Origin of the sequence: Janthinobacterium sp. GMG2 (assembly GCF_033949445.1) — a bacterium.
GTDB lineage: Bacteria > Pseudomonadota > Gammaproteobacteria > Burkholderiales > Burkholderiaceae_D > Janthinobacterium > Janthinobacterium aestuarii.
In genome coordinates, this window is record NZ_JAXAWA010000003.1 from 637,509 (window position 1) to 660,416 (window position 22,908).

The 22,908-nt window shown below is 56.2% G+C and carries 16 protein-coding genes, 1 tRNA gene and 1 pseudogene; 15 read left to right on the top strand and 3 right to left on the bottom strand.

Annotated elements, in window-relative coordinates; all coding sequences use genetic code 11:
- Window positions 1-3: 3 nt before the first annotated feature.
- The 9 genes from clsB (at window position 4) to SKZ59_RS15030 (ending at window position 12,249) form a co-directional block, all read left to right on the top strand.
- A complete protein-coding gene (gene clsB / locus SKZ59_RS14990; protein WP_034753382.1) occupies window positions 4-1,167 on the top strand; it encodes a cardiolipin synthase ClsB in 1,164 nt (387 codons plus the stop codon).
- The gene (locus SKZ59_RS14995) at window positions 1,164-1,553 is read left to right on the top strand and encodes an RNA-binding S4 domain-containing protein (protein ID WP_070305356.1); all 390 of its coding nucleotides are present in this window, start codon (window positions 1,164-1,166) and stop codon (window positions 1,551-1,553) included. Before clsB ends, SKZ59_RS14995 begins: the two co-directional genes overlap by 4 nt.
- 258 nt (window positions 1,554-1,811) lie before the next feature.
- Complete coding sequence (locus tag SKZ59_RS15000) at window positions 1,812-2,414, top strand: TetR/AcrR family transcriptional regulator (RefSeq protein ID WP_034753385.1); 603 nt, start codon at window positions 1,812-1,814, stop codon at window positions 2,412-2,414.
- 78 nt (window positions 2,415-2,492) lie between these two features.
- The gene (locus tag SKZ59_RS15005) at window positions 2,493-4,283 is read left to right on the top strand and encodes an acyl-CoA dehydrogenase C-terminal domain-containing protein (RefSeq protein WP_034753387.1); all 1,791 of its coding nucleotides are present in this window, start codon (window positions 2,493-2,495) and stop codon (window positions 4,281-4,283) included.
- A gap of 14 nt (window positions 4,284-4,297) precedes the next feature.
- Complete coding sequence (locus tag SKZ59_RS15010) at window positions 4,298-6,697, top strand: 3-hydroxyacyl-CoA dehydrogenase/enoyl-CoA hydratase family protein (protein ID WP_314607135.1); 2,400 nt, start codon at window positions 4,298-4,300, stop codon at window positions 6,695-6,697.
- Window positions 6,698-6,759: 62 nt separating this feature from the next.
- Window positions 6,760-7,206: a PaaI family thioesterase gene (locus SKZ59_RS15015; RefSeq protein WP_034753657.1), complete on the top strand. Its 447-nt coding sequence runs from the start codon at window positions 6,760-6,762 to the stop codon at window positions 7,204-7,206.
- A 60-nt stretch (window positions 7,207-7,266) separates the two neighbouring features.
- A complete protein-coding gene (locus SKZ59_RS15020; protein WP_034753391.1) occupies window positions 7,267-8,463 on the top strand; it encodes an acetyl-CoA C-acyltransferase in 1,197 nt (398 codons plus the stop codon).
- 73 nt (window positions 8,464-8,536) lie between these two features.
- Window positions 8,537-9,316: an enoyl-CoA hydratase gene (locus tag SKZ59_RS15025; protein ID WP_072457016.1), complete on the top strand. Its 780-nt coding sequence runs from the start codon at window positions 8,537-8,539 to the stop codon at window positions 9,314-9,316.
- 497 nt (window positions 9,317-9,813) lie between these two features.
- A complete protein-coding gene (locus tag SKZ59_RS15030) occupies window positions 9,814-12,249 on the top strand; it encodes a DUF4238 domain-containing protein (protein ID WP_319992177.1) in 2,436 nt (811 codons plus the stop codon).
- Between the two features lie 145 nt (window positions 12,250-12,394).
- On the opposite strand, the gene SKZ59_RS15035 is transcribed toward SKZ59_RS15030, so the two are convergent.
- A complete protein-coding gene (locus SKZ59_RS15035; RefSeq protein WP_413774562.1) occupies window positions 12,395-12,526 on the bottom strand; it encodes a hypothetical protein in 132 nt (43 codons plus the stop codon).
- Window positions 12,527-12,608: 82 nt separating this feature from the next.
- On the opposite strand from SKZ59_RS15035, the gene SKZ59_RS15040 reads away from it, so the two are divergent.
- From SKZ59_RS15040 to SKZ59_RS28180, 3 genes are all read left to right on the top strand, one after another.
- Window positions 12,609-12,682, top strand: a tRNA-Ser gene (locus SKZ59_RS15040).
- A gap of 43 nt (window positions 12,683-12,725) precedes the next feature.
- Window positions 12,726-13,427: a hypothetical protein gene (locus SKZ59_RS15045; protein WP_319992178.1), complete on the top strand. Its 702-nt coding sequence runs from the start codon at window positions 12,726-12,728 to the stop codon at window positions 13,425-13,427.
- A 34-nt stretch (window positions 13,428-13,461) separates the two neighbouring features.
- On the top strand, window positions 13,462-13,896 hold the full coding sequence (locus SKZ59_RS28180) for a phosphomethylpyrimidine synthase ThiC (protein WP_413774556.1): 435 nt from the start codon (window positions 13,462-13,464) through the stop codon (window positions 13,894-13,896).
- A 514-nt stretch (window positions 13,897-14,410) separates the two neighbouring features.
- On the opposite strand, the pseudogene SKZ59_RS15050 reads toward SKZ59_RS28180, so the two are convergent.
- A pseudogene (locus SKZ59_RS15050) lies at window positions 14,411-15,610 on the bottom strand (HNH endonuclease); the annotation flags it as partial.
- Window positions 15,611-16,063: 453 nt separating this feature from the next.
- Between SKZ59_RS15050 and SKZ59_RS15055 the strand changes: the two are divergent.
- From SKZ59_RS15055 to SKZ59_RS15065, 3 genes are all read left to right on the top strand, one after another.
- On the top strand, window positions 16,064-16,984 hold the full coding sequence (locus SKZ59_RS15055) for a UPF0489 family protein (protein WP_319992179.1): 921 nt from the start codon (window positions 16,064-16,066) through the stop codon (window positions 16,982-16,984).
- Between the two features lie 444 nt (window positions 16,985-17,428).
- Window positions 17,429-17,614: a hypothetical protein gene (locus SKZ59_RS15060; protein WP_319992180.1), complete on the top strand. Its 186-nt coding sequence runs from the start codon at window positions 17,429-17,431 to the stop codon at window positions 17,612-17,614.
- Between the two features lie 85 nt (window positions 17,615-17,699).
- Window positions 17,700-20,654 (top strand): P-loop NTPase fold protein, encoded by a 2,955-nt coding sequence (locus tag SKZ59_RS15065; RefSeq protein ID WP_319992181.1) that lies wholly within the window; start codon window positions 17,700-17,702, stop codon window positions 20,652-20,654.
- A 476-nt stretch (window positions 20,655-21,130) separates the two neighbouring features.
- On the opposite strand, the gene SKZ59_RS15070 is transcribed toward SKZ59_RS15065, so the two are convergent.
- Window positions 21,131-22,855, bottom strand: a complete 1,725-nt coding sequence (locus tag SKZ59_RS15070; RefSeq protein WP_319992182.1) for a phospholipase D-like domain-containing protein — start codon at window positions 22,853-22,855, stop codon at window positions 21,131-21,133.
- Window positions 22,856-22,908: the final 53 nt, after the last annotated feature.

Below are 22,908 nucleotides of genomic sequence, written 5' to 3' on the forward strand. Positions count from 1 at the left end.
GGCATGCGTACAGTCAATTTCATCGCCCATAACGACATCAAGCTGCTGTATTGCGGCACCGATTACTTTCCTGCGCTGATCGCGGCCATCGACGGCGCGCGCTCGGAAGTCTATTTCGAAACGTATATCTTTGCCGACGACGCCACGGGCACCCTGGTGCTCGACGCGCTCAAGCGTGCCGCCGCGCGCGGCGTGCTCGTATGCATGATCACGGACTGGTTCGGCACGGGCAACCGCCGGGTCAATGCCATGCATGCGCAGCTGGAAGCGGCCGGCGTGCACCACCGCATCTTCAACCCGTGGTTCCGGCGCGGCATCACGCGCACGCACCGCAAGATCTGCGTGGCCGATGGCGAAATCGCGCTGGTGGGCGGCATCAATATCAACGACGACATGTTTTGCGACTACGATCACAACATCAGCCTGGAAGCGCCGCGCTGGGATTTCGCCGTGCAGGTGAAGGGCCCGCTGGTCGACGCCATCCACGAAGAGGTGCAGGCGCAGTGGGCGCGATTGGGCAAGATGAATCTGGTGCGGCGTATTAAGCTGTACCGCAAAATGCGCGTCGTCAGCAAGGAGCTGGCGAAGAACCCCGTCGTGGCCGGCTTTGTCGTGCGCGACAACCTGCGCAACCGCCGCACCATCCAGCGCGCCTACCTGCAGGCACTGGGCCAGGCGCGTAAAAGCGTGATGCTGGCCAACCCGTATTTCGCACCCGGACACAAGCTGCGCCACGCGCTGGCCCAGGCGGCCCAGCGGGGCGTCGACGTGGTGCTGCTGATCGGCGTGGGCGAGTTCCGTATGCAAGATGCCGTGGCGCACTCGTTTTATCCGAAACTGCTGGCCGCCGGTGTGAAAATCGTCGAATACCGCAAGACGCAGCTGCACGCCAAGGTGGCCGTCGTCGACGACGACTGGGCGACGGTGGGCTCCAGCAATATTGACGCGCTGAGCCTGTTCCTGAACCAGGAGGCGAACGTGGTGATCAAGGACGTGGCCTTCGCGCAAAGCTTGCGCCAGCATATCGAGCAGGGCGTGGCCGACGGCATCGTCATTCACCAGGACGATTTCAAGCACATCGGCCGCTTCCGGCGCATCGGCTATGAAGCCGCGTTCCTCGCGTACCGGCTGGTGATGCGCATTTTTTCAGTAGGCAAGTACGCATGAACGAGATGACAACGGTAAGGCTGGACAAATGGCTGTGGGCGGCGCGCTTCTTCAAGACGCGCTCGCTGGCCAGCGAAGCTGTCGACACGGGCAAGGTCAAAGTGGGCGGCGAGCGCGTGAAACCGGCGCGCAGCGTGCGCGTGGGCGACGAGCTGGCCATCGACAATGGCGCGGAGACATGGGAAGTGGCCGTGCTGGGCCTGTCCGACAAGCGCGGCGCGGCGCCCGTGGCGCGCTTGCTGTATGGCGAAACGCCGGCCAGCATCGCCCGCCGCGAGCAGCTGGCTGAGGAGCGCAAGCTGTTCCGCGAGCCTGGCACCACCATCAAGGGGCGGCCGACCAAGCGCGACCGCCGTCAACTGAACAAGGCAGGCGGCCTCGACTGAGGCACGCTGGCACTCAGGCGGCAGGGGCGCGCGCCGCTTTTGCCTGCCTGAAATCGCTACAAACACGCGGCTAAAAAATGCTGCGCCGCACCAATAGAACACCGGCTCTAAAGTTCCCGTTTGACTTTTACGTGGTAGTGGATAATAGTACGAGCGTTCGGATTTTTTCGAAGCGTGCTTTTTTTTACCCTCGCTTCAGTCCGCCAGATCGGCAACATCACTTTGAGAACGGACCTCTTGAATACTTCAGTCAAATTCATGCGCAAGGGCGAACTGACCCGTGCAGCCATCCTCGACGTGGCGCTGGACCTGTCCAGCCGCGACGGCCTGGAAGGCCTGACCATCGGGCTGCTTGCGGACAAAATGAACATGAGCAAGTCGGGCGTGTTTGCCCACTTTGGCTCACGCGAAGACTTGCAGATGGAAGTGCTGAAGCTCTACCACTATCGTTTCGAGCAAGAAGTCTTTTTCCCCAGCATGAAAGAACCACGCGGCATCCAGCGCCTGCAATCGATGTTTGCGCGCTGGGTCAAGCGGGTCAGCGTGGAAATCGCTTCCGGCTGCATCTATATCAGCGGCGCCGTTGAGTATGACGACCGTCCCGGTCCCATCCGCGAGGCCCTCGTGGCCATGGTGCGGGCCTGGCAGGGCGCGCTGCTGCGCTGTGTCGAGCAATCGATCGCCACGGGCGACCTGAAAGCGGACACGGACGCCCAGCAGCTGGTGTACGAGATGTATGGCCTGATCCTGGCCCTGCATCACGACGCGCGCTTCCTGCGCGTGCCGGGCAGCATCGAACGGGCGCAAGCTGGCTTTATCCGCCTGCTGGCGTCGTACCAGAATTCCGTCACAAGCAAATAAGCTGTCAGGCAGTATCCGCAACAACGCACACGCACTTACAAGTACAACACTTTAGCTAATCGCCTTCAGGAGAAAATTATGGGTCAATACGTCGCGCCAATCCGGGATATGCAATTCGTCCTGCATGAGTTCCTGCAAGTGGAAGAAGAACTGAAGCAAATGCCGTCGTACGCCGACGTCGACGCCGACATCATCAACCAGGTGCTGGAAGAGGGCGGCAAATTCACCTCCGAAGTACTGTTCCCGCTGAACCACTCGGGCGACCGCGAAGGCTGCCACCACGACCCCGTCACGAAAAGCGTGACCACGCCTAAAGGTTTCAAGGAAGCCTACAAGCAGTACGTCGAAGGCGGCTGGGCGGCTCTGGCTTGCGATCCGGAATACGGCGGCCAGGGCTTGCCTGTCGTGCTGAACAATTCCTTCTATGAAATGCTGAACTCGTCGAACCAGGCCTGGTCCATGTACCCGGGCCTGTCGCACGGCGCCTACGAGTGCCTGAAGGAACACGGCACCGACCACCAGAAGGAAGTGTATCTGCCGAAACTGGTGTCGGGCGAATGGACGGGCACCATGTGCCTGACCGAACCGCACTGCGGCACCGACCTGGGCCTGCTGCGCTCGAAAGCGCTGCCTGAGGCGGACGGTTCCTGGACCATCACCGGCAACAAGATCTTCATCTCGGCCGGCGAGCACGACATGGCGGAAAACATCCTGCATCTGGTGCTGGCCCGCGTGCCGGACGCGCCGGAAGGCTCGAAAGGCATCTCGCTGTTCCTGGTGCCGAAATTCCTGCCGAACGCGGACGGCACGGTCGGTGAACGCAACCCGATCACCTGCGGCGCCATCGAAGAAAAAATGGGCATCCACGGCAATTCGACCTGCCAGATGAACCTGGACGGCGCGAAAGGCTGGATCATCGGCCAGCCGAACAAGGGTCTCAACGCCATGTTCGTCTTCATGAACGCGGCCCGCCTGGGCGTGGGCATGCAGTCGCTGGGCCTGACGGAAATCGCGTACCAGAACGCGCTGATCTACGCCAAGGACCGCACGCAAATGCGTTCGCTGTCCGGCATCAAGAACCCGGAACTGCCGGCCGACCGCATCATCGTGCACCCTGACGTGCGCCGCATGCTGTTGACGGGCAAAGCCTACGCCGAAGGCGCGCGCGCTTTCACCTCGTACGTGGCGCTGCAGATCGACCGCGAACTGCACCACCCCGACGCCGACGTGCGCAAGGAAGCGGCCGATGAAGTGGCGCTGCTGACGCCTGTCATCAAGGCCTTCATCACCGACAATGCCTGGATCGCCACCTCGGACGCGATGCAAGTGTTCGGCGGCCACGGCTACATCTCGGAATGGGGCATGGAACAGTATGTGCGCGACGCGCGCATCAACATGATCTATGAAGGCACGAACACGATCCAGTCGCTGGACCTGTTGGGCCGCAAGATCCTCGGCGACAACGGCGCCAAGCTGCGCAAGTTCGGCGAAAAGATCAAGGCTTTCGTCGAAGACAACGGCACCGATGAAGCGATGAGCGAATTCGTCACGCCACTGGGCGACCTGGGCGACAAAGTCACCAAGCTGACCATGGAAATCGGCATGAAGGCCTTCCAGAATCCGGACGAAGTGGGCGCGGCATGCGTGCCTTACCTGCGCGTCGTCGGCCACATGATCTACAGCTATCTGTTCGCGCAGATGGCCAAGATCGCCCTCGAAAAAGAATCCAGCGGCGACAAGTTCTACACCGCCAAACTGGCTACCGCACGTTTCTACTTCGCCCGCTTGCAGCCTGAAACGGCAACCCTGATCCGTCAGGCGCGTTCCGGTTCGGCCAACCTGATGGCACTCGACGCAGACCTGTTCTAAGACTTGAGGAAAATATGACCAATTTCATCGTTAAAAAAGTAGCCGTCCTCGGCGCCGGCGTGATGGGCGCGCAGATCGCCGCCCATTGCATCAACGCGAAAGTGCCGGTCGTGCTGTTCGACCTGCCAGCGAAGGAAGGTCCAAAGAATGGCATCGTGCTGCGCGCCATCGAGAACCTGAAAAAGCTGTCGCCTGCCCCGCTGGGCAACAAGGATGACGCCGCGCTGATCCAGGTCGCCAACTACGAAGACAACCTGGACCTGCTGGCCGGTTGCGACCTGATCATCGAAGCCATCGCCGAGCGCATGGACTGGAAACACGACCTGTACCAGAAGGTCGCACCGCACATCGGCCCGAACGCGATCTTCGCCTCGAACACCTCGGGCCTGTCGATCACCAAGCTGGCCGAAGGCTTCGACGCCGACCTGAAATCGCGCTACTGCGGCGTGCACTTCTTCAACCCGCCGCGCTATATGCACCTGGTCGAAATCATCCCGACCGAGTTCACCAAGCCTGAAATCAGCGACCAGCTGGAAGGCTTTTTGACCACCACCCTGGGCAAGGGCGTGGTACGCGCCAAGGATACGCCGAACTTCATCGCCAACCGCGTTGGCGTGTTCGGCATCCTGGCCATCGTGCACGAAGCTGAAAAATTCGGCCTGTCCGTGGACGTCGTCGATGATTTGACTGGCGCCAAGCTGGGCCGCGCCAAGTCGGGCACCTTCCGCACGGCGGACGTGGTCGGCCTGGACACCATGGGCCATGTGATCAAGACCATGCAGGACTACCTGCCGAACGATCCGTTCGCCGCCGTCTACAAGACGCCGGAAGTGCTGGCCAAGCTGGTGGAAAAAGGCGCGCTGGGCCAGAAGAGCGGCGCAGGCTTCTACAAGAAGGTCGGCAAGGAAATTCAACGCCTGGACTTCGCCACCGGTGAATACGTGGCTGGCGGCGCCAAGGCCGCCGACATCATTGCCCGCATCCTGAAAGAAAAGGATCCGGTCAAGAAGATGAAGGCGCTGCGCGAATCGACGAACCCGCAAGGCCAGTTCCTGTGGGCGATCTTCCGCGACGCTTTCCACTACATCGCCATTCACCTCGACACTGTGGCCGACAATGCGCGCGACATCGACTTCGCCATGCGCTGGGGCTTCGGCTGGAACGTCGGTCCGTTTGAAACGTGGCAGGCATCGAACTGGCTGCAAGTGGCCAACTGGGTCAAGGAAGACATCGACGCCGGCCACGCGCTGTGCAACGCACCGCTGCCAGCCTGGGTCTTCGAAGGTCCGGTCGCTGAAAAAGGCGGCGTGCACACGCCGGAAGGTTCGTACTCCGCCGTGTCGAACAGCTTCGTGCCACGCTCGACCCTGTCCGTGTATGACCGCCAGCCATTCCGCGCGCCCGTCCTGGGCAGTGGCGCCATCGACGGCAAGACCGCCGGCACCACCGTCTTCGAAGACGAATCCGTGCGCGTCTGGCATACGGGCGACGACGTCCTGATCATCTCGTTCAAGACCAAGATGCACGTGATCGGCGAAGGCGTGATCAACGGCCTGAAACTGGCGCTGGCCGAAGCGGAAAAGAACTTCAAGGGCCTGGTGATCTGGCACGCCGACGCAGCCGAAGGCGGCGCCTTCTCGGCCGGCGCCGACCTGCAATCGGCCCTGCCGGCGTTCATGCAAGGCGGCGTGAAAGCCGTCGATCCGATCATCGCCGAACTGCAGAACACCTTCATGTCGCTGAAATACGCGAACGTGCCGGTGATCGCCGCGGTCGCTGGCCTGGCACTGGGCGGCGGTTGCGAACTGGCCCTGCACGCATCGAAGCGCGTGGCCTCGATCGAGTCGTACATCGGCCTGGTGGAAGTGGGCGTGGGCCTGATTCCTGCCGGCGGCGGCTTGAAGGAAGCGGCGCAGCGCGCCTACAAGGAAGCCAAGGGTAACGACATCCTGCAATTCCTGAAGACGGGTTTCACCAACGCAGCCACCGCCAACGTGTCGAAGTCGGCGCTGGAAGCCAAAAAAATGGGCTACCTGAAGGAAGACGACGTGATCGTGTTCAACGCCTACGAGCTGCTGCATGTGGCCAAGGTCGAAGCGCGCGCCATGTTCGATGCCGGCTTCCGTCCGCAACTGCCGTCGCTGATCCAGGTGACGGGCCGTTACGGCTGGGGCACCATCAAGGCGCAGCTGGTCAACATGCGCGACGGCGGCTTCATTTCGGCGCACGATTTCAAGCTGGGCGAGATGATCGCCGAGATCGTATCGGGCGGCGACGTGGACCAGGGCAGCTTCGTCAGCGAACAGTGGCTGCTGGATATGGAACGCAAGGCATTCCTGGAGCTGTTGAACCATCCGAAAACCCAGGAACGGATCATGGGCATGATGCAAACCGGTAAGCCGGTACGCAACTAAGCCTGACGTCGATGGCGATCCTGTCCATTATTTTTAAAGTATTGCTGCGCGTGAGGCCAAGCATGGTGTATGACCGTATCAAACAACAGATGATGGACACCTTGCCCTTCGTGCGGCTGCTGGGGATCAGTATCGACGACATCGGCGCCGGCACCTCGAAGGTGTCGATGCCGGAAGATCCAAAACTGAATAATCACCTGGGCACGCAGCATGCGGGCGCCTTGTTTACCCTGGCCGAAACGGCTTCCGGCGCGGCCATGGCTGGCGGCTTCGCCGAGCTGATACTGGGCTTGCGCCCGGTGGCCAAGGAGTCGCGCATCCAGTATCAGAAGGTGGCCCGGGGCGCGACGCGCGCCGAAGGCCGGGTACCGGGCGACCTGGCTGCCTTGAAGGCGCAGCTGGCGCAGGATGGCAAGGTGGCGTTTCCCGTGGCAGTCGATATTTTCGACGCCGAAGGCACGCTGGCGGCACAGGTGACGGTGGACTGGTATTTGTCGCAGAAGCGATAGGCCAGCATCCCGGACATTCGACAGAACACGAACCTCGTTCAACATCTTTGAAAGCATAAAATGAGCAAACAACTTCAAGACGCGTACATCGTCTCTGCAACCCGCACCCCGATCGGCAAGGCGCCGCGCGGCATGTTCAAGAACACCCGCCCGGACGACCTGCTGGTGCGCGTGCTGCAATCGGCCCTGGCGCAAGCGCCTGGCCTGGACCCTGCATTGATCACCGACGCCATCATCGGCTGCTCGTTCCCGGAAGCGGAGCAGGGCTTCAATATCGCGCGTAACTCGGTGCTGCTGGCCGGCTTGCCGAAAACCGTTGGCGGCGTCACCGTCAACCGTTACTGCGCTTCGGGCATCACGGCGATTGCCATGGCGGCCGACCGCATCCGCGTGGGCGAAGCCGACGTCATGATCGCCGGCGGCATCGAATCGATGTCGATGGTACCGATGATGGGGCACCACCCATCGATGAACCTGGACATGTTCAGCGACGAGAACATCGGCATGGCCTATGGCATGGGCCTGACGGCCGAGAAAGTGGCGCAGCAATGGAAAGTGTCGCGCGAACAGCAGGACGCGTTCTCCGTTGAATCGCACCGCCGCGCCATCGCCGCGCAGCAAGCCGGTTTCTTCAAGGCGGAAACGACGCCCGTGGAAATCATCACGCGCACGCCGAACCTCGCTACCGGCCAGGTCGATGTAACGCGCCGCACCGTCGACACCGACGAAGGCGCGCGCGCCGATTCGTCGATGGAGTCGCTGGCCAAGCTGAAGCCTGTCTTCGCCGCCAAGGGTTCCGTCACGGCCGCCAACAGCTCGCAGATGTCCGACGGCGCCGGTGCGCTCTTGATCGTCAGCGAAAAAATCCTGCGCGAGCACAACCTGACCCCGCTGGCGAAATTCTCCTCGTTCGCCGTGCGCGGCGTGCCGCCGGAAATCATGGGCATCGGTCCTAAATTCGCCATTCCTGCCGCCTGCGCCGCCGCCGGCATCACGCAAGACCAGCTGGATTGGATCGAGCTGAACGAAGCGTTTGCCGCCCAAGCCTTGGCCGTCATCGGCGACCTGGGCCTGGACCCATCGAAGGTCAACCCGATGGGCGGCGCGATCGCCCTGGGCCACCCGCTGGGCGCCACCGGCGCCATCCGCGCCGCCACCGTGATCCACGCACTGCAGCGCACCAAGCAGAAGTACGGCATGGTCACGATGTGCGTCGGTGCGGGCATGGGCGCGGCCGGAATTTTTGAACGCGTCTAAGTTCGACTGGCTAAAGCAATAAAACAGGGCGCTGCGGGATTACCCCGGCGCCCTTTATCTTTTTGGAGACGACATGGATATTTTGTGCAGCAAGAGCGAGGGCATTCTGACCCTGGAATTCAACCGCCTGGAACGCAAGAATGCGATCACGGGCGCCATGTACCAGACCCTGGCCGATGCGCTGGTGGCGGCCGAGACCGATGATGAAGTACGCGCCATCCTGATCTGCGGCAAGCGCGAGATTTTCACGGCCGGCAACGACCTCGATGACTTCATGAAGACGGCGCGCCCGAAGGATGGCTCGCTCGACCATGACCGTCCCGTGTTCCAGTTCATGCGCGCCCTGTACGGCAGCAGCAAGCCCGTGGTGGCGGCTGTTTCCGGCCCGGCCATCGGCATCGGTACCACCTTGCTGATGCATTGCGACCTCGTCTATGCGGCCGACAACGCCAGCTTCTCGATGCCGTTCACGCAGCTGGGACTGTGCCCGGAATTCGGCTCCAGCCTGCTGCTCACGCAACTGGCCGGCTACCCGCGCGCGGCGGAAAAATTGATGCTGGGCGAAGCGTTCCCGGCCAGCGAAGCGCTGGAAATGGGCCTGGTCTCGAAAGTCGTGCCCCTGTACGACTTGATGACGTACGCGCAAGGCCAAGCGGCCAAGCTGGTAGCCTTGCCAGCCGCCTCCATCCGCGCCACCAAGCGATTGATGAAGCAAAGCCGCATGGAGCCGATGAAGGCGGCCATCGCCGAGGAAAACAAACTGTTCAGCGCCATGCTGGGCGGCGCCGAAGCGAAGGAAGCGTTTACGGCCTTCTTTGAAAAGCGGAAGCCGGATTTCAAACAGTTTGCATAAGGCAGGGCCTGACATCTCGTCGGACCCGCGTTGAGTGTCACAGAAGTCGGGATTTTTCTCGCATAAGTCGGGATTTTTTTCGCATAAGTTGAACAGAAGTTGCTGTCAGGGAACTTCATTACCAATTTTTTCAAGTATATGTCTGAAAAAATCTGTGCGCCACTAACCACGCCCCGGCAAACTCGGCATTTTGCGCCCATACTCCTCGGGTACTCTCGACATTGCGCTGGTGGCGCCGGCCAGGCGCCGGGCAGCAGCTGGTGCGCGCCGTCGACGTGGTGTTGGCCATAGCGGCCGCCGCGGACGGCGCGCCGACGGCGCGGCACGGATCCAGTCGGTGAGTCGATGCAGGAGAATCGTGGCACTGGCGTCACCAACGCAGACCCGGGTAGTTGATCAGATACTGGCCCTGGAGCGCCGTTACATGCTGGTCTTACCCGCCTCAGGCTCGCAGAGGTTGCGTGATAATTCATTCAGAAAATGAACCGAGTGAGCCGATGACTGATCAGCAGACAAGAAACAACCATTACGTTCCCAGGTGGTATCAGCGCGGTTTCCTTGCTCCCGGTCAAACCCGCCTCTTTTATCTCAACCTCGACCCTGATTGCAATACGCTGCCTGACGGCCGACAAGTGTCGCATCGAGCGCTCAATGAATGGGCCACCAAGCAATGTTTCGTCGAGTACGACCTATACACTACGCATTTCGGTCCGCTCATCAACGACGACGTCGAGAAGTATTTGTTTGGTGCCATCGACGACCAGGGGGCGAAGGCACTCCGGGCATTTGCGCTTGGGAATCACGCCGATGTGCACGAATCGTTCGAGGACTTCTTTGAGCACATGGCAGCGCAGAAGCTGCGCACGCCCAAGGGGCTAGACTGGATCCGCTCATGCTACGGCGCTCTGGGCCAAGTCGACCTGATGGTCGAGATGCAGGCTTTGCGCTGGATGCATTGCACAATGTGGGGCGAGGGCGTCCGTGAGATTGTCTCGGCACAAGACTCGGATGTGAAGTTCATCCTCACTGACCACCCGGTAACGGTCTACAACGCGGCAGTGGATCCCACTGCTGAGCTGTGCGCCTACCCTCAGGATCCTCTGGTATCGGCCGTAGGCTCTCAGACGGTGTTTGCACTGGACGCCAACACGTGTCTTATTCTTACCCACCTGGAGTATGCCAAGCAGCCGGGTCAACAAGATCTTATGCGGTTACGCACGAACGCTAGGCATCTGGGTGCGGGTATTATGCGTACAGACAACTTTATCCGAGATCGGCGATTATGCCGAGAGGAGGTTATCGCGATCAACCACCTGCTTAAGTCGCGGGCGAAGCGCTACATCGCAGCCGGCGACAAGACCTGGCTCTACCCGGAGCAGGAGTTTAACGGGTCATGGGCGCAGATCGGTAAGGTGCTATTACCTAGGGACAACCTGTGGCAATTTGGCGGGGAAATCTACGTCGGCTACAAGGACGGCACGTCTGGTTACTGGGACGAACATGGCCGTACGTCAAAGGCCCATGAATTTTTTAAGCGCGAGACCCCTCGCAAGAACATCGGGGCCAACGACTTCTGTGGCTGCGGCAGCGTCTATGCGTTCAAGGACTGCTGCCAGCGGCTACCAGTCTCGGAGCGGCCGTCGTGGGAGGTCTACTGCCTGCGTGAGCGTAATCTGATGTTCTGTGACGCGGTTAAAGGCATCCTCGGGATATCTGACGGTGCATCCTGGGAGAAAGTGCGCCGCAACCTGAGTGACGAGCAGGTTAAGCGTATCCATCGCGCGTTTGCGGGTCTGTGGCCCGAAGACACCGATCTGGCCTCCCTGTTACCGCGGCCTAATCCGAAAGTGTTGCGCTCGGTCTACATGGGATTTAGCGATCCGCGCACCATCGAGGCGACGGTGCTGGGCTGGCTGCCGTTTGTCGATGAGATTGTGCTCGTGAGTCCATTCTTTGTTGGCACGCGCATGAAGCCCGAATTTAACCCCATTGAATCGCCTGCCGGCCACAAGATGCAGACGCTGAAGAATGTCAGACTGCTCCTGGTGCTGGAACCATTTATCCGCGCCGGTCTGGTGCATCTAGTGCCTGATCCCGGCGAGGTCAGTGCTCCGCTCGGACATCATGTTCGGGATGTGCTCACGCGGCGTACCAATGGATGGAAGCCCCCAAAGAGTGGCGGCCTGTACCGCTCCCTGAAACTCGCTGAAGAGGACACTCGGCGCGTTATCTGGATGCTGCCAGAGGCGGACCAACGGCGCGTTATTGCCGATCAAATGCCAGAGGCGGACGCTGGGATGACAGATCTGCTTATCGCGGAGTTCAAGTGTCAAGCTGAGGCCGATCCCTATACGCTACTGCAGCCAGTCCCTGTGGGAAAAGCCGGTGCGCAGAACCAGATAATTAAGGGGCTAAGTTTGGAGGCGGCTCTGTATGCAGCGTCGCTCACTGGTTCGATCATACACGTCGACACAGAAGCGCACTGGGTGCAGCTCCTAAAGGATGCTCAGCCTAGTTACTCACCTTCGCAGACTATCTGGGAGCCCGTGCGACAGGCCTTGGGTGAGATCTCGTTCCCGGTGGAGCTCATCGCGCAGCGGGTGGCGGAACGCATCAATAGCGACGACCGCCCGCCTATCGGGACGTTACTGCGACGGCTGGCCGAATCGGTTTCTGCCCCGGATGGTGGGGCAGAATCCAGTACGCTGGCCAAGCAAATACGTCAGGCGCGCGGTAAGGTCGAGCGTACTGGAAAACGCGAGCTGGTCAGTTCCCTGATCTCTGTACATCTTGACCTGCACGTGCCATTGGGGGGATTTGCACGACCTGAGGTGCAGCGGTTGCTCGTGATGTTTGCCGGAGTGACCCAGCCTCGCTCAATTCCATACGCGCTACGCTTGGTGTTTGCCGAGCCTGAGGATGACAGCGGATAAGGAGGATAGAAAGAAACGTTAATCAGGGAATGGCCCTGTGAAAGTTGGCGCGTAGTAAGCCCGAGTAGCTAGGGCGATGCGCTGCAGTCTCATCGGCATATTTATCAGAAGGCGAGTATCTGAGCTGGGCCTTGTGCTGTAACGGCTAGCGGCGCGAAGTTTCATCGGGCATCTGCGGCAGGTACTTGATGTCGATGTGAACGAAGCCTGGCTCATAGTCCTTGAACGTCTTTTTGGCCGAAATCGTTTCGACCTCGGCCTTGGGAATGACGTCCAATCAAGTTAGCTACTAAAACTAAAGTCAGCCGGTAGCCGGCCCTTGGCGGAAACATGGTTTGTGTGTATGATCGAACTGTCAACGGGGGTAGCACAATATGGCTAGTGCACTTCGAAGTTTGAAACGATGCGAGTTCGATTCTCGCCCCCCCACCCACACAAACCTCAAATTGCCAAGTTTCGCTCCTCGCCGTTAAATAATGACAGACCAAGAATTGTTCGATCTGTATATGTTGCAGAGTACGAATGTACGCGCGTTGGGTGCAACGCTTAATAGCGTATCCAAAGATATAAATTTCTGCATTAAAAAGAACGATGATTTTCAGGTCTCGCTAAAGACTAAAATTTTAGCGTTAATCTATTCGGCTTGGTCAGAAGCACAATTCCTTCAAATCACTTGCACGCCGAGTGGATTTACCTTCGCTGAAATCGATGCTATCAAGGCAAAGAAAGAGCGGAACGGAATAGCGAAGGGGTGGGACTTGATGCTAAATTTTGCTATGGGGAAAGTTGGGGATGAAACGCAACAGATCGGCTTACGTCAGCGACTTGAAAAGCTTCTTGAGCTGGTAGCCAAGTATATTGAAGAGCCATCGATCATAAGGAATAAAATTGCGCATGGGCAGTGGGTGCATGCGTTAAACGGTAAAAACACAAAAGAAAACCCTCAGCTCACGGCCGAACTACAATCGCTCGACCCAGTTGAAGTACTGAAAATGGTCGAGGTCCATAAATATCTTGGCTTTATCGTCCGTGACTTGGTTCAATCACCTAAAGAAGGATTTGACAAAAACTACACCAAGAACATCGAAGATCTGGAGAAATTCGAAAAAGAGACGCGCGATTGGAACATAGTATCAAAGCGGGCAAAATTAGCGCTGAAGCCAATAGTTCGAAAATAGATGTTTTGAAATAATTTCTCTCAGATATGGGGGGGTGACATTCGCTCTTCTTACGGTTAGCCGTTGGCGCCCACCCCGGCCACACGCCAATTATTCTCGGTCGGGCCATGCTCGGCCGAAAGACATTAAGAGGCTCGCCGTCCTTTTGCGTGCGTCCGGTACTCCGATAATGCCCTTGGGTCCGATACCGACAGATACTGCTATAGGCCAGTACCATATCTCCAGTGCGATCGGGGCCGTGCTTCTTGGGCTGGAGGGATGCGCTCACATTCTCGCTGCGGTGACGAGAGAAGAGCACACTGGGGGCATACCCAGCGTAGAGTCCACCATTGAGGCGATTGCCGCGGCGCGTGTTGCAGCTCGGGTCATCGACTTGGATCAACTAGATGACGACGAGTCAGATCAGTCTATAGTGAATGCTCGTTCAAATGGAAGCTTGCATAGTGGGCAAGCGCAGTGGCGGCTGTGATTGTTGTGCGAAAGCTTGTCCCCTGCGATCGCATATACCAACTGCTTAGTTGGTATATGCCCTTGACAGCTTGAGCCGGCCGTTTGCGCTTGGCAGAGTGTCCAAGCCGCGTTCAGGACTGCGAGCGTTACTGCCTACGGCGTGCAGCTTTGCGCTGAGGCTGCTTTGGATCGTAGACACCTCGATGTAGTCAAAGACATCCTGCTTTGCTTCTTCACGGGTGCCGGTGCCCTCGCACAGGTCAAGGAGGTCCACAACTGGGTGGCGGCGACACGCGCGAAAAAGCGATGCATTGTCCTTGGGCATGCGGCTGCCCACCTGGGCCGGTCTCACTTTACATGACCCACATCCCGCCTGGAAGTCGTGGCTTGCTCTATCCCTTTGGTCCTATGCTCAATTCCTGCTTGGTGATGCAGGACCTTACCCACTGAGTCTGGTGGATCGGTTACTCCGGTGCTCTTTTCAGCTGGGATCTGATATATGGCCTCAGTGGGTCGAGGAACTCGTTCAATCATTGGTCTTTCAACTCGGCGGGGATATCCTCGGCGGTAGGATCCGAGCCGACAGCGCGCAATGCGTCGGTGGCTACTTTCGACAGAGCGTGCGCTCTGACCCGATCCCGACTGATGGCACTGACAATTCTCCCCATGGTCTGGAACGCATCAAGGTACATTTGCGGCGGTTCCTTGGGCATCCTGATGTCGTCCAGCCTCGGCGGGACGCGATCAAAGTCGACTGTGACGTCCAACACACGGGCGTCTACAGGATCGATTGCGTATGTCGCTTGGAATGCCTCACCTTCGTAGCCTTCGCCGATGAGAACCAGGATGCGAGCAAAGTTGAAGAACTCAACATAGCCAAGTATTCGCCGATGTTCGGGCTGGCCGACCACAGACACGCAGTGGAACAGATGATCCTGAGGCCTATTCGTAACCAAGTCTGCATCGAAGAAGATCCAGAATGGTGGCTGCGCATCGAGACTCGGGTCTTCAAGATACGTCAATGCGCGGGCACAGTCCTTCGGCTTGGCGCCTGTCTCGGACAACAGCGCCAAGCATGACTTCACCATCGAGCGTCCAGCTTCCGGCCCTCCGTATCTGAACGAGAGCGCGAGCGGGCTATCAAGATAGCTGTCCTCCGTCGACATCTCACGGAGGCCCCCGAGCACGTCGAACCCCGGATGATCGCGTGCGACCCTGTTGATCAGATTTTGAGCGGTTTTCGGATTGTTGGTCCGAATGGTGATCTTGAGCCTGTCTCCCAAGTCGTTGACTTTGACCTCTGGCTTGTCTGGAACCAGTACCGTATCGGACTGCAGTCTCAGCTCTTCTCCCCTTGCCGTTTGGATCTTAAGATCAGGGTGTTTTCCCCCGCGCCCGCGCTTTACAGCCGATGCGCTTGAGAACCATAGGAACTGCCGAGCGACCTCGGCTTCCCAGCTGGTACCGCGCTTGCTGTTGCATGTTCGGCAAATGAACTTGATAACTTCCTTGTGGCCACCTATGGCACTCGGGATCACATGCTCACCAGTGACGTTGTCGCCGATGAGTGGCCGAGGGCACAACCAGCATTGGTCCACTGAATCAACCGTTGGGCAAGTATTTTCCGTGCTTCCCTCCGCGCGAGCAGCAACTTCGCTCGCCGGGTGCCCACGCTCTGCCACTTGGTTGACCGCTGCGATCTTGAATTCCTCTGTGTACCGCTTTCCGCTCATACCTTCTCCTTGTGCGAACATTATGGCTCAGGATTGTCTACGATAGTCGTAGCGATTCAAAATCCATTTCAATTCCCAACGTAAATTTTGAGCGCTAATGATGTCACAAATTCTCATTCGTAAGTGACTGAACGTTAGTTTTGTATTGAACGGACGAATCAATTGAGGATAAAGGTGGACGCGCCTTGTACAAATTAACTGCTGCTTTTGGCCGCTAAACTGACGCCTCAGGAAAGGGGCTCAGAGTATGACCCATATTGGCCTCTGGTCGGATGTCGCTCGCAAATGGCGCCAGAGGTGATGGCCGAAGAACCTGATTGTGGTGTCCTACCAGTAATAACTTACAATTATTTGATGTTGTCTCGGGATCATATATGATCCTGTCAAATGGTATCAGGCTTGTTGAAAGCCATAATTCTTTGAGCGGGCGCCCAGGCGGTTGGATCACCAAATATGATGGGAGAAAAATTGTACAAGTATCACAATATCTGCGGCAAGGATGTTTACGTGGTGGAAGACCACCATCATGTGCTACTGCCCTGGGCCTTACAGCGCAGGAAGTTAGAATTTGCGCCTAATCTGATCACCCTTGACCACCATACCGATACGCTCGAAGCGTTTATGCGCTACCGGTATGCCGCTACGTCACAGGGGTTTAACGCCCAAGATACGACTCGGGATGATGCGATGCTTTCAGAGCTCATAAAAGAACTCAATTGGAGAGATGATGACGCGGTCACCGACAGTATTGAATTATTGCGAAACGATGAGCACATCAGCGCGGCTTTGTACGCCGGCATATTGGACTGGGCGTTCTCCTTCAACTTGTCGATGTACACTACATCTTCTATTGAGGAAGACAATTGGAGAAAGAACGACATTTACAATCGTATTCATAGTATTCCTTCTCCCGAGAGGCCATATACCTACAAGCGACCTCCAGATAACATTTTTAAAATCTCAGCCACTTGCGCAGTCGATTGCGAAGGGCCACATGAAGATGACTGCGTGCCATATCATTATTCGCAGGTGGTGGAGTCATCGTATCTTGAGCGCAACCTCAGCAGGGCTCAAGAAATGTATGCCGGTTTCGCACGCCGTCCGCTGTTGAGTGAGCCTTATATCCTCGATATAGATCTTGATTACTTCCATTCTGAGCAGTCGATCCAGCCCCGTGATCCAGCAACACTGCATCGCCTGATTCAAGGTGCAGTTGGCATTACCCTGGCGACCGAACCAGATTTTGTGGAAGGTGGACGGATTAAGGGCAGCAGCATCGATTCAGAATACCTCCTGGGAGCTATGTTGAATCATATTGAAAATGCGCTTGCGGGCAGGCCTGACTCACAGGAGCCACGTGGCCGACGGTCGTAGGGCATGCAGTAAAAAGCCGTAATGCAAGGAAAGCATGCGCTCAACCGGATGACGACCGTGTGTTGACGGCAGCTAACATCACTGCAGTACTAATTTCGTGGAGCATGTCACCAGGTCGCGCGTGCCATTGTCTACCTGGTTAGACGTGACGATTGATGAGATTATCCGCCTGCGCAAAAAATGAGAAATCTGAATAATCCCGACTTATCTGAGAATCAGTCCCGACTTATGTGAGTATTTTGGTGGTAAGTCCTTGATTTTCACAGTTTCCCGTCCTGACTTAAGCGAGATTCAACGCGCATCGCTGAGTGTCATAGAAGTCGGGATTTTTTTAGCATAAGTTGAACAGAAGTTGCTGTCACAGAACTTTTTTTTGCAATATGTTCAAATATACTTCTGAAAAGGTCAGTGCGCCACTAACCACGCTTCGGCAAACTCGACATTTTGCGCCCATACTCCTCGGGGACTTTCGACGTTGCGCTGGTGGCACTGGCCAGGCGGCAGCAGCATGCGCACGTCGTCAACGTGGTGCTGGCCACTGCTGTGGCCGCGCGTGGCGCGCTGGCGGCGCTGGGTAAGCGTAAAGCCAGCGCCGTCTTTACCCCGACTGTCCCTGTCAGCATGATTTGAGGTTGAGACACAAATTGGTTGTGTCCACAAACTCGATTATGGACACACCCGCGAAATCAACACGTCTTTGGAAACTTTGGAAACTATGATCGACAGCACAACCGTAAAAATGCCCGAGTTACAAGTCTTCGGAAAAACCTTGGTTCTTGGAGCGCTCTTAGTTGAGTTAGCCAAAATCTCGTACATTGCCGGTGGGTCTCTTTCCAGCGTCTTGAGTGATCGACATAATCTTGCTTGGTTACTGGGTATCGGTGGGTGCGTTTGTCTCGTGATCTGGTACCTATTCATTCGCGGCTTCGGTACGACCGCAAAAAGAGTTATGAGAAGCAGACGGATCGATCTTCTGGCCATTTTTATTCTCGGTGGATCGGCAACGATGATCCCTGTCCCGATTGTGACGGAAGCGCACGCTCACATCGGCAAGATTGATGGTCATTGGATCCTGCTCTTGCTGGCATTTGTATTTTTGGTCATCGCATCGCCACTAATTCGTGCACTAACAATGTGGCGCAAAGAACGTCCACCCCAAATGTATTTCTTGACCGACGACGAAGTCACTAACGATGCCAATGATGTACTCGCCAGTCGTGAGAGCGCTGTAGAGTTCGCAAAAGGGGTATTGGCAAGTGGATCAAGCAACGGATTGATATATGGAGTGGATGGGCCTTGGGGCGTCGGAAAGACGAGTTTCCTGAATTTCGCCTGCAATTATTGGCGGCAAGAAGCTTCCAATCAGGTGATCATTGTTCGTTTCGAGCCACTGCGATATGCATCGGACCCTGACCTTGCAGATCGACTGATTCGTGAACTTACTGCCGAAATTCAAAGTCAAGTTTACGTGCCTGAATTTCGACCCGCCGCTAACCGATACTCGAGAATGCTGAAAGGGAAAGCCGACTTTTCCTTCCTTGGATTTAGTTTCTCGCTCGAACCTTCTCCGGAAACAGTTGATGAACTTTTGGACGACATTGACATTGTCTTGGAGCGAAATAGCCTCCGGCTTGTGGTGGTGGTTGATGACTTGGATCGACTAGATGCCAAGGCTGTGAACGATGTGCTCTTCATGGTGAGGCGAACGTTTAGACTCAAGCAGGCCGCCTATGTCCTTTGCTATGACACCGAAAATCTGGTCGAGTCCAATGACGATGGAGAGCGAGCAAGACAGTTCCTGGAGAAATTTGTCAACATCAAGTTGAGCCTCTTTGTCGATAGTGCGTCGCTTCGTTCGTTCTTGAGAACTGACTGGAATAGGAACGGCAGTCAGTTCCCTTCGATTCCGGCGGATACCATGCTCAAACTCGAAGCAGTTTTGAGCGAGCTTGCGGTCATGTTGGAGGATGAGAATGCAGCGACCTACATGCGCCTCATCGGGGACCTGAGAAAACTAAAACGCTTTGTGAACGCTGTCTTACAAATGCGATTGGAGAGGACAAATCTGGCGCGCACGGATTTCAATCTCCGAGATTTGATAAATCTGATGCTTCTGCACTTGAACTACCCGGGCATATTTCGGCGAATTTACGTTGAAGAGACAGAAGGTAGGTCAGGGTTTTTTTCACTGAAAACCGAACGAATGAACCAACGAACTGTGCATGTAAATTCACCTGGATTCTTAGAGTACACGCAAACAAACGGCGAGCTCGGCGAATTTTTGCTTAGACAGCTATTTGAGGTCGACACACTGGATCTTGGCGAGTACGGATCTATAGATGAAAGCGTACTCGTTGCTAGAGCGTGTTTCAACTCAACTCCGCACCGAAATCTCGAAGCCTTTCTCCTGTTAATCGTACGCTTTGCAGCGCCAGAACCGAGAGAGACTTTCAGACTATATCAAGATGCAGTTACAAGAGTTGCGAACGGCAACCCAATCTCAGACGTCTTATCTGACGCAGAGTTTTCCTTGGCCGACGGAAATCACGCCCATGATGAATTCTGGCGCATTCTAGTCAGCCAATCGCACTCGTTCGACACAGCCACTGCTCAGCAGTCAATTGAAACGTTGGTGGAAATGATTCCACGGTACTCACTTGTAAATTTGGAAGATCGCGGGCTTCGTGGACGGTCGATTTACAATCTTATCCGCTTGCTTGACCGCGCTGGTTGGAGACGAACAGATGCGCAGCGAGCCGATAATACACCGGAAAATATAGTCGAAATCGCCCACCGCATCTATGGAGAGGGAAGTTACTTGGGGCAAGGGTTGATTGACCGTCTTGCAGGCCATAGTCGAGGAGTACTAGGTGTCTACGATCTGCTGTTGTTCCGACTCCAATGTAGTGCGGATAGACAAGGGCAGGTCCAAAATTTGCACGCTGCTTTGATTGTCTATAATGATCTGACTGCCCCAACAACAGGAAATCTCAATGCCCTTACCGTAAGTGGAATGCGGACCATAACTCAACGGGTTTTCGCAAAATTTAGAGTGAGGTATATTATCCCAAGCGTTAATCTCTTTGACGAATTCGACACGCTGACTCACGCGGATCTTCTCGGTGAGTCGTTGCCCTATTACATCACCTCGTTCACGCATCAAGGTCAAATGGATCGTCTTGAAAATTCCGTAGAGGCGACACGCTCTTTGGCGAAATCGTTCGTCGTTTACCAGCTGCTAAATCGCCATGCACCGACAGGATCTGGCGTTGGTTGCGGATTTTATGACTCAACTGGCGATGCGGATCAAGGCGAAATCGCATACCTCATGAATCAGTATCTTTTCGAAGTGTGCTTCAACCCAAATATCGCCCCAGAGAATGCAGAGCACTTCTTGAACTACTGTTTGCTCAGTTTAAGTAGCGACAATTGGGCACACGGTAACGAACGATATCAGCCGAGTGTGCAGGGGATGACAAGTGTGATGGATCCACACGAGCTAGCACGGTATTGGGATGTACACGGACATTGGTTTAGGTCTCAAAACTATCCAGCGATTACCAAAAAAGTCATTAGCTTGAACTACGTGGCATCGTATGCAGAGGATATTCCACTCGTCTACGCTGTGTTAGATCAAGTACAAGCTCAGTTCCTGGTTGTAGTTCCCTAAGAACGCCTAACTTGGATGATTTCGAACAATCACGTCTTGATCTGATAGAGCAGGAGTTAGTGGCGGTGGACAACGAGTTCCGGCGCTCCGAGTACAACCTCGCGCCTCAGGAAAGGGTCTCAGAGCAGGATCTTGGCCTCTGGGCTGATGTCGCTCGCGAGTGGCATCGAGGTGCAAGCATTGCGAAGGTCCGCAGCCGGTTACCGACCTTGTCTAACGATAACGAATTTAGAGCTTCCTAGAGTTACCCCTTGCCAGCCACGATACTAGAGCTAAGTAGCTGATAAAAACGATAACTGCGAACAGTAGGTCTGCTTGGTCTAACTGGCGATACCGGTACCAGTGACCGCCGAGAATAATTGCAGCGCCGATTGCTGCCATGAAACCATGCTGTCGTAAAGTGGCAATGGGACTAAAGGTGTTCATTTATAGGATGCCAGAAGTTTTTCGAAGAGTATTCCCAATTTTCTTGGCGATCACGCGAATAGTTCGCGGTCGAGGATTTTGCGCGGATCCGAGTAGTCTTCAGTCCACCACGGTTTCTGGCCAGTCTTTGGTGCTATCTTCAATTGAATGGGTTTGTTGGACGCGTTGGCCTTCGCCTGGAGAACCCTGAAATAGTAATGGTCGAATATGGTTAGGGCTTGGATCATAAAGGATACGGCGACGCGTCGGTCTTTTATGAGAAGAAGGTTCTCACCGTTTTCGTTATCAGCAGGATTCGAGAAGTTGTAAGAGCCGGTATAGACCTTGGCTGTAGGTTTGTCGAAATCGATCACGACGAACTTATGGTGCATACGTGTTCCCCCACCTTTTGCGTTCAGGGCGGTTGGCTCGCTCTTGAATGGCTCAGGGAGATTTGCGCTGAGGCTAGCCGCGAAAACGGGCGCAACTTTTCCGTTGGGGAGGTGAACATCCAATCCGCTAGTCTTTTTGTCGGAAATGCCATAGACGAAGACGCCATCCTTCCTCGTTACTTCCTTGATCGCTTCGGTCACGGCACCACCAGTCTGATTCAGGAACGCCAAGGAGTAGAAGACCGATGACTTCGCCCTGAGGATATCATCGGCGACGGATTGGAGGACTCCCTGGTCCTTAGAGTGCGGCGAGAAAGTGACTTTGGCGTCAATGTCGGTGAACCCTAGGCTGTGCCAATTAGTGGATTTCGTCGGACCGAAGCCTTTGACGAAATCGTTCTCCCAGTAGTTTTCGAAAGCATCGCTGAATGGTTGAATTGCCTTTTTCCCACGCACGACTACTGCGTTGTTGGACTGCACGAATTGGCCGCGCCAAGTGAAGTTGGTAGACCCGCAGATAGCTGCTTTCACGCTCTTGCCATCAACCACAATGATCTTATTGTGCTGGAGGTTGCCCATGTGCTGGCGCTTGACCTGACCGGCTCCTGCTGTCGCGGCTAGAAGTTCAGCGGACTGCGATTCGGCAGAGGTTTCGGGCTTGTGTTCCTTACTGTCGTCGATAATGATTCGCAGCCGTCCCTTGAGTTTCTCGAGGCGCGAAACTATAGCGGGGTCATTGAGGTCATAGCAAGCAACCCGAACAAGCGCGGTCTTATCGGCGATGGCGGCATCCAGCACTTCAAGAATTGCGCTGCGAGCTTCGAAGCCCATCCATTTGAGGGCTTCGTCGGCTTTCGGGTGGAGCGGTACGAACTGAATTCCTTCGTCGGCTGTTTGGGGAATGAGCGTATTCATGCCGTCGGTCTCAGTGGTGTAGCGATCAACGAACGCCTGGGAGGAGACGAAGCCCCGAGTAAAGGCCACGTTCAACTTTCCGGGATACGTCTCTCGAGCGAGCACAATTCCTGCTTCCTGGGAATCGCCGTAGCTGAGCTCGCCCGACGCATTCATGAATACCGGCGTGACCCGGTATACGAACTGGCCTTCCATTTCGGCGTTTACGGGGAAGTGGGCCCAGCGAAATTTTTGAATTGGCGACAGGCGGCTGGAGGTGCGCTTCGTATTCACGCTGACATCGGTGTTCGGGAAGTTGATACGGTTCTTGATTTCCCAGAAACGGTCACCCTCCGGTTCTTTGTATTCAAGGGCAAAGCCGACGAAGTCGCGAGGTGGCTCTGCTCCCCGCCAGTTCATGGCGAGGAGAGTCATGCCGTCACCGCGGTGAAGCTTCAACGTGAAAGGCGCGTTGGCATTTTTAGCGACAACTTGGAAATCATCAGACATTCCTGTTTCCTTTCGGGGAATTCATTGATGGTTGCTCGTTCTCAATGGCTTTT

Excerpts from the sequence above, each read along its gene's own strand:
- SKZ59_RS15005 (WP_034753387.1), top strand. The coding sequence starts at position 2,493 with ATGGGTCAATACGTCGCGCCAATCCGGGATATGCAATTCGTCCTGCAT.
- SKZ59_RS15015 (WP_034753657.1), top strand. The coding sequence starts at position 6,760 with ATGGTGTATGACCGTATCAAACAACAGATGATGGACACCTTGCCCTTC.
- SKZ59_RS15065 (WP_319992181.1), top strand. The coding sequence starts at position 17,700 with ATGATCGACAGCACAACCGTAAAAATGCCCGAGTTACAAGTCTTCGGA.
- SKZ59_RS15025 (WP_072457016.1), top strand. The coding sequence starts at position 8,537 with ATGGATATTTTGTGCAGCAAGAGCGAGGGCATTCTGACCCTGGAATTC.
- SKZ59_RS15070 (WP_319992182.1), bottom strand. The coding sequence starts at position 22,855 with ATGTCTGATGATTTCCAAGTTGTCGCTAAAAATGCCAACGCGCCTTTC.
- SKZ59_RS15045 (WP_319992178.1), top strand. The coding sequence starts at position 12,726 with ATGACAGACCAAGAATTGTTCGATCTGTATATGTTGCAGAGTACGAAT.
- SKZ59_RS15055 (WP_319992179.1), top strand. The coding sequence starts at position 16,064 with ATGATGGGAGAAAAATTGTACAAGTATCACAATATCTGCGGCAAGGAT.
- clsB (WP_034753382.1), top strand. The coding sequence starts at position 4 with ATGCGTACAGTCAATTTCATCGCCCATAACGACATCAAGCTGCTGTAT.
- SKZ59_RS15020 (WP_034753391.1), top strand. The coding sequence starts at position 7,267 with ATGAGCAAACAACTTCAAGACGCGTACATCGTCTCTGCAACCCGCACC.
- SKZ59_RS14995 (WP_070305356.1), top strand. The coding sequence starts at position 1,164 with ATGAACGAGATGACAACGGTAAGGCTGGACAAATGGCTGTGGGCGGCG.
- SKZ59_RS15030 (WP_319992177.1), top strand. The coding sequence starts at position 9,814 with ATGACTGATCAGCAGACAAGAAACAACCATTACGTTCCCAGGTGGTAT.
- SKZ59_RS15000 (WP_034753385.1), top strand. The coding sequence starts at position 1,812 with ATGCGCAAGGGCGAACTGACCCGTGCAGCCATCCTCGACGTGGCGCTG.
- SKZ59_RS15010 (WP_314607135.1), top strand. The coding sequence starts at position 4,298 with ATGACCAATTTCATCGTTAAAAAAGTAGCCGTCCTCGGCGCCGGCGTG.